General features: G+C 73.0%; 6 protein-coding genes and 5 tRNA genes. 4 read left to right on the top strand and 7 right to left on the bottom strand.

All coding sequences use genetic code 11. The annotated features are described in order from the left end of the window. Window positions 1-23: 23 nt before the first annotated feature. The 5 genes from ACFRMQ_RS37355 to ACFRMQ_RS37335 form a co-directional block, all read right to left on the bottom strand. Window positions 24-95: transfer RNA gene (locus ACFRMQ_RS37355), tRNA-Val, on the bottom strand. A gap of 44 nt (window positions 96-139) precedes the next feature. Then, a tRNA-Val gene (locus tag ACFRMQ_RS37350) sits at window positions 140-211 on the bottom strand. Window positions 212-252: 41 nt separating this feature from the next. After that, a tRNA-Val gene (locus tag ACFRMQ_RS37345) sits at window positions 253-324 on the bottom strand. 34 nt (window positions 325-358) lie between these two features. Next, window positions 359-432 (bottom strand) — tRNA-Cys (locus ACFRMQ_RS37340). 40 nt (window positions 433-472) lie between these two features. Then, window positions 473-545, bottom strand: a tRNA-Gly gene (locus tag ACFRMQ_RS37335). Between the two features lie 321 nt (window positions 546-866). Between ACFRMQ_RS37335 and ACFRMQ_RS37330 the strand changes: the two genes are divergently transcribed. The 3 genes from ACFRMQ_RS37330 to ACFRMQ_RS37320 are packed head-to-tail and all read left to right on the top strand — an operon-like array spanning window position 867 to window position 3,697. Next, on the top strand, window positions 867-1,940 hold the full coding sequence (locus tag ACFRMQ_RS37330) for a chorismate-binding protein (RefSeq protein WP_380735304.1): 1,074 nt from the start codon (window positions 867-869) through the stop codon (window positions 1,938-1,940). 27 nt (window positions 1,941-1,967) lie between these two features. Further along, on the top strand, window positions 1,968-2,798 hold the full coding sequence (locus ACFRMQ_RS37325; protein WP_380735303.1) for an aminotransferase class IV: 831 nt from the start codon (window positions 1,968-1,970) through the stop codon (window positions 2,796-2,798). A gap of 50 nt (window positions 2,799-2,848) precedes the next feature. Beyond that, window positions 2,849-3,697 (top strand): GNAT family N-acetyltransferase, encoded by an 849-nt coding sequence (locus ACFRMQ_RS37320; RefSeq protein WP_380735302.1) that lies wholly within the window; start codon window positions 2,849-2,851, stop codon window positions 3,695-3,697. Window positions 3,698-3,709: 12 nt separating this feature from the next. On the opposite strand, the gene ACFRMQ_RS37315 is transcribed toward ACFRMQ_RS37320, so the two are convergent. After that, complete coding sequence (locus tag ACFRMQ_RS37315) at window positions 3,710-4,210, bottom strand: DsbA family protein (protein WP_380735301.1); 501 nt, start codon at window positions 4,208-4,210, stop codon at window positions 3,710-3,712. Window positions 4,211-4,320: 110 nt separating this feature from the next. Between ACFRMQ_RS37315 and ACFRMQ_RS37310 the strand changes: the two genes are divergently transcribed. Continuing rightward, window positions 4,321-4,782 (top strand): hypothetical protein, encoded by a 462-nt coding sequence (locus ACFRMQ_RS37310; RefSeq protein ID WP_380735300.1) that lies wholly within the window; start codon window positions 4,321-4,323, stop codon window positions 4,780-4,782. A gap of 40 nt (window positions 4,783-4,822) precedes the next feature. On the opposite strand, the gene ACFRMQ_RS37305 is transcribed toward ACFRMQ_RS37310, so the two are convergent. Continuing rightward, window positions 4,823-5,392: a CGNR zinc finger domain-containing protein gene (locus ACFRMQ_RS37305; protein WP_380735299.1), complete on the bottom strand. Its 570-nt coding sequence runs from the start codon at window positions 5,390-5,392 to the stop codon at window positions 4,823-4,825. Window positions 5,393-5,587: the final 195 nt, after the last annotated feature.

Here is a 5,587-nt window from a genome sequence, read left to right as displayed (position 1 = left end):
AGCAGATCCCGGAGGATCCGACGTGCGCGATACTGGGATTGAACCAGTGACCCCTACCGTGTCAAGGTAGTGCTCTCCCGCTGAGCTAATCGCGCCTGGTGAGGCGGTGTTGCAGCAGGCCCCGGAAGGCCCGTTACTGTGCGCGATACTGGGATTGAACCAGTGACCCCTACCGTGTCAAGGTAGTGCTCTCCCGCTGAGCTAATCGCGCCTGATGTGGCGGTCCTGCAGCAGATCCCGGAGGATCCGACGTGCGCGATACTGGGATTGAACCAGTGACCCCTACCGTGTCAAGGTAGTGCTCTCCCGCTGAGCTAATCGCGCGGGGAGGCCCCCCGGACGAACCGGGGGGACCTCTTGGAGGTGGAGACGGGATTTGAACCCGTGTACACGGCTTTGCAGGCCGTTGCCTCGCCTCTCGGCCACTCCACCAGGCAACACATGAAGATCGATCTTACACCGTTCTCCATCGAGCGGACGACGAGATTCGAACTCGCGACCCTCACCTTGGCAAGGTGATGCTCTACCAACTGAGCCACGTCCGCCTGTCTCCCGGGATCTTCACCGCTTTTCTTCGGCTGCGCTCCCTGGCGACGTGTTGAACTCTAGCGGATTCCCGGGCCAGCTAAAAATCCGTTCCCGCAGCATGCCGAGGGGATGGCCGGTGAGTGCCGTGCCGTCAGCCCTTCCGGGCGGTCGGCTGCCGCCACCTGTGGCGCTCCCGACGATCATCCGCAGGTCACCCGGCGCACACCCCCGCGACGCGCACGCCTGCTCGTACGCGGGGGCGCGAGCCCGATCCGGCCCACGCCCCCCGACCTACACTTCAGGCACCGCCCCCCCCAGCACCACCGCGCAGGAGAACCGTGTCCGGCCACCTCGACCCCCGCACCCCGCTCGCCCGCTTCGCCGGCCGCCTGGCCACCGGACTGCGCGACGTCACCTCGGACCCGGCCGCCCTCGACTCCGCCGGCCACTGGGCCGTCGCCTACGACTTCGAGGGCCGCCTCACCTGCGCCCGCTTCGACGACGTCCGTCCCGCCCCCGCCCCGCCCTCCGGAGCCGGCTGGCGCGGACCGGACGCCGGCAGCTGGCGCAGCTCCCTCGACCGTGCCGCCTACACCGCCGGCGTCCGCCGCATCCGCGAGCACATAGCCGCCGGCGAGGTCTACCAGGCCAACCTCTGCCGCGTCCTGTCCGCACCGCTGCCCGACCCGGACCACAGCGACGTCGACGCCCTCACCGGCCTCCTCGCCCACGGCAACCCCGCCCCGTACGCCGGCACCATCCGACTGCCCGGGCACGGCGTCGAGATCGCCACCGCCTCACCCGAGCTCTACCTGCGCCGCACCGGCCGCACCGTCTCCTCCGGCCCGATCAAGGGCACCGGCCGCACCGAGCACGACCTGCTCGACAAGGACCACGCCGAGAACGTGATGATCGTCGACCTGGTCCGCAACGACCTCGGCCGGGTCTGCGCGACCGGCAGCGTCACCGTCCCCGACCTCTGCGCCGTCGAGAAGCACCCCGGCCTGGTCCACCTGGTCTCCACCGTCGAGGGCACCCTGCGCGAGGGCGCCGGCTGGCCCGAACTCCTCGACGCCACCTTCCCTCCCGGCTCCGTCACCGGCGCCCCCAAAACCAGCGCCCTGCGGATCATCGAAGCCCTGGAGACCGCCCCGCGCGGCCCGTACTGCGGCGCGGTCGGCTGGGTCGACGCCGACCGCGGCGAAGCCGAACTCGCCGTCGGCATCCGCACCTTCTGGATCGACCGGCAGGACCCGGGCGCGCCGGTCCTGCGCTTCGGCACCGGCGCCGGCATCACCTGGGGCTCCGACCCCGAGCGCGAATGGGCCGAAACCGAGCTGAAGGCCGCCCGCCTGGTCGCGATAGCGTCGGGCAGCGAATCCGGCAGCGAACCCGACCCGACCGGGGCCTGAGCCCCCACCGCCTAGGAGCAGCACCCGATGCACACCCGCACCACGAGCTGGGTCAACGGCGCCCTCGTCGACTCCACCGACGCGGCCGTCTCGGTCCTCGACCACGGCCTCACCACCGGCGACGGCGTCTTCGAGACCCTGAAGACGGTCGACGGCCAAGCCTTCGCGGTCACCCGCCACCTCGACCGGCTCACCCGCTCCGTCCGCGGCCTCGGCCTGCCCGACCCCGACCACGACCTGGTCCGCGAGGCCTGCGCCCGGGTCCTCGCCGCCAACCCCGCACCGCTCGGCCGCCTGCGCGTCACCTACACCGGCGGAAACGGCCCGCTCAGCTCCGAGCGCGGCACCACCGGCCCCACGCTGGTCGTCGCCCTCAACGCGATCGGCCGCCGCCCCGACCGGACCGCCGTCGCCGTCGTCCCGTGGCGCCGCAACGAGCACAGCGCCGTCGCCGGCCTCAAGACCACCTCGTACGCCGAGAACGTCGTCGCCCTGGCCGCCGCCCACCGCGCCGGCGCCTCCGAGGCCCTGTTCGCCAACACCGCCGGACGGCTCTGCGAGGGCACCGGCTCCAACGTCTTCGTGGTCCTCGGCGGCCGCCTCCTCACCCCCGCCCTCGCCTCCGGCTGTCTGGCAGGCATCACCCGGCAGCTCGTCATCGACTGGTGCGGCGCCGAGGAGGCCGACCTCCCGCTCGGTGCCCTCCAGGACGCCGAGGAGGTCTTCCTGACGTCCACCACCCGCGACGTCCAGGCCGTCACCCGCGTCGACGACCGCGAACTGCCCGGCACCGGCCCCGTCACCGCCAAGGCCATGGCCGTCTTCGCCGAGCGCAGCGGAGACGACCTCGACCCGTGAGCCCCCCGGGTGGATGGATAACCCCCTGACCGAAGGGAAGGGACCTCCACATGACCACCACGCTGCGCCCCGAGGGCCCGGAGACACCCACCGCGGCCGGCGGCCGCACCAGACGCTGGCTGATCCTCGCCAACGGCCACCCGGTCGGCGCGCTGCGCACCACGGCCGAGCCGCAGGGCAGTCAACTCTGGGGCAAGATATCCGAGTTGGAGATCACCGAGGGGCGCGGCCGGGGGCGCGGCACGTTCGGCGGGCTGGCCGCCGAGGAGGTACTGCGCTCCTGGGGCTGCGTCCGGGTCGACGTCGCCGTCCCCGGGGGCGCCGAAACGGCCCGCGGGCTCGCCGCCACCCTGGGCTACGCCGAGCGGTCCCTGGCCATGTCCAAGCACCTGGGCGCCGCCCCCGCCCCGCCCGCCGGGGTGAGCGCCCGCCCGTTCGACCCGGCCGACCTCGACGACTGGCTCGCCCGGTCCGCGGCGAGCTTCCGGCGGTCGCTCGTCGAGTCCGGCCTCACCGAGGAACAGGCCCGCGCCAGGACCGGCGGCGACGACCCGCCGAACCCGGTCCCGCAGGGCGTCGAGACCCCCGGCGTCGTCCTGCGCAGGCTGTACGACGCCGACGGAACGGAGGGCCCGTACGGCTCGATCTGGGTCCAGCTGCGCCTGCGCGACCTGCCGGACGGCGAGCCGCTCGCCTGGGTGATGGGCGTCGAGGTGACCCCGGCCCACCGGGGCCGGGGCCACGGGCGCGCCCTGATGCTGCTCGCCGAACGCGAGTGCCTGGCCGCCGGAGTGCGGCACCTCGGCCTCAACGTCTTCACCCACAACGCGACCGCCGTCCGGCTCTACGAGTCGCTGGGCTACGAGGTCACCGAGCGCCTCTACGGCAAGCGCCTGTGACCAGACGTGGCGTCAGGAAGCCTTCGCCGCCTCGATCACGGCCACGATCTCGGCTCGCAGTCCGTCCTGGCTCCGGCCGCCGTCGAGGCGCTTCCCACCGATGACGTACGTCGGCGTGCCCGTGACGCCGATCGCCTTGGCCTCGGCCTGGTCGGCGTCGACGGTCAGCATGTGCCGGCCATCGATCAGCGCGGTGTCCACCTCCTCGACGTCGGCCCCGACCTCCCGGGCCACGTCCAGCAGTACCTGCTGCCCACCCGAGGCCAGCTCCGCGGTGCGGGCCAGCAGCGCCTCCACGAAGGGCCAGCCCAGCCCCTGCGCGAACGCCTCCTCGGCCGCCTCCGCGGCGGCGTAGGCGTGCTTGTGCTTCTCCAGCGGGAAGTGCCGCAGCTCCACGGGCAGCGCGTCGCCGTACTGCGCGCGCAGCGCCCGTACGTCGTCCAGCGCGGTGTGGCAGTCCGGGCACTGGAGGTCGCACCAGAACTCGAGGCGGGGGAGGGAACCATCGATCATTCCCCCAGTGTTCCACTAGTGGGTGCCCGCTCCGGCCGGAGGTGCGCCCGAGCGCGGACCGAGAGGAAGGCAGCGATGACAGGGACGACCGGAAGCGAAGGGGTGGTCCCGTGCTGAGCGCGACGATCAGCTTCATCCTCACGGCGGGCGGGGTGGCCTTCGCGGGGCTGCGGGCCTATCGACGGCGCTTCCTGTCGGCGACCCGCTGGTTCGCGGTGGCCCTGCTGCCCGCCGGGCTCTACCTCACCGGCCTGTTCCCGCTGGCGAGCACGATCGGCCGGGAGTTCGCCGACTGGGCGACCAAGCTGGTCTTCGACCCGAGGGTGTGGACGGGCATCGGCCTGCTCGGCGTCTCCGTGGCCTTGCTGGTCACCACCCGCCGACTGGGCCGGCGCGGCGCCGCACCGGTGGAGGGCGCCCCGGACCGCCCGGCCGCGGCCGGGCCGGCCCCCGAGCGCCCGGCGGTGGCGTCGGCCCCCGAGGCCCCGAAGCGGCCGGCCGCGGGCAAGCGGGACGACGGCCTCGGGGACTTCGCCGACATCGAGGAGATCCTCCGCAAGCGCGGGATCTGAACGGCCCCGTGGGTCGGACGTCTCGCGCGGGAGGGGTGGGTCAGGCGGAGGGGACGGCCTCCGCCGACCGCTGCCGCGCCCGGTAGGCGGCCACGTGCAGCCGGTTGCCGCAGGTGCGGCTGTCGCAGTAGCGCCGTGAGCGGTTGCGGGAGAGGTCCACGAAGACCCGCGCGCAGTCCGGTGCCTCGCAGCGGCGCAGCCGTTCCCGCTCGCCCGCCATCAGGATGAAGGCCAGCGCCATGCCCAGCTCGGCCGCCAGGTGGTCGCCGAGCGCGGCGTGCGGAGCGAAGTAGTGGATGTGCCAGTCGTGGTCGTCGTGGTTGGTCAGCCGGGGCGTCGTCCCGGCGGCCGCGACGATCGAGTTGACCAGCTCGGCCGCCTCGGCGGTCGACTCCGTTCCGAACACCTCGCGCAGCCGGGTGCGCAGCTGGTGCACCCGGCGCAGGTCGGCCTCGGTCAGCGAGTCGATCTCGCTGATCTCCTGGCGGACCACGAAGGCGTCGAGCGCGGCGACGTCCGGCAGCCGTTCGGCACCGCACACCTCGGGTGCGGTGTTGAGCAGCTCCACGAGGATGCTCAGCGCGCACTCGGTGTCATGGGTGATCAGCACGTTGGGGGCTCCTCGCGCAGGGGACTCCGATACCCCGCGTCCACGGTTACCCCAGACCATACCGGGCCTTGTGCCGGTAGGGCGGCGCCTTCTTTCGAAGACGTGTGCGCACTCCGGTGGAGTGTCCGAAACCTGCCGCCGCCGGTCCCTCGACAGGCGTCGGCGCCCGGCACCGAGGCCGGCCACCCGATCGGG

This window comes from Kitasatospora sp. NPDC056783, from assembly GCF_042789895.1.
Taxonomy (GTDB): domain Bacteria; phylum Actinomycetota; class Actinomycetes; order Streptomycetales; family Streptomycetaceae; genus Kitasatospora.
The sequence above is the reverse complement of the archived record's forward strand: the minus strand, read 5'-3'. Positions and strand labels throughout refer to the sequence as shown.

Coding starts and splice junctions, on each gene's coding strand:
- ACFRMQ_RS37325 (WP_380735303.1), top strand. CDS start 1,968: ATGCACACCCGCACCACGAGCTGGGTCAACGGCGCCCTCGTCGACTCC.
- ACFRMQ_RS37320 (WP_380735302.1), top strand. CDS start 2,849: ATGACCACCACGCTGCGCCCCGAGGGCCCGGAGACACCCACCGCGGCC.
- ACFRMQ_RS37315 (WP_380735301.1), bottom strand. CDS start 4,210: ATGATCGATGGTTCCCTCCCCCGCCTCGAGTTCTGGTGCGACCTCCAG.